Consider the following 231-nt stretch of genomic DNA (forward strand, 5'->3'; position numbering starts at 1 on the left):
GTTTGTAAAATTCGTTAAAGGTGGCACTGCTACTCCTGAACAACCGAAACAGCCTGAACAGCCAAAACAACCTGATCAAGGTGCAATTGGCAACTACTACATTAATGCTTCTGCCTTAAACGTACGTAGCGGCGAAGGTACAAATTATAGAATCATAGGGGCACTTCCACAAGGACAGAAGGTTCAAGTAATCTCTGAAAACTCTGGATGGAGCAAAATTAACTACAACGG

General features: G+C 42.4%; 1 protein-coding gene. It reads left to right on the forward strand.

The features are described 5' to 3' along the window. Positions 1-231, forward strand: a 231-nt coding sequence (locus tag SB658_RS28015) for an SH3 domain-containing protein (protein ID WP_410603870.1), incomplete at both ends; no start/stop codon positions are given.

This window comes from Bacillus sp. SIMBA_008 (genome assembly GCF_046535495.1).
In the GTDB taxonomy this organism is placed as follows: Bacteria; Bacillota; Bacilli; order Bacillales; family Bacillaceae; genus Bacillus; species Bacillus subtilis.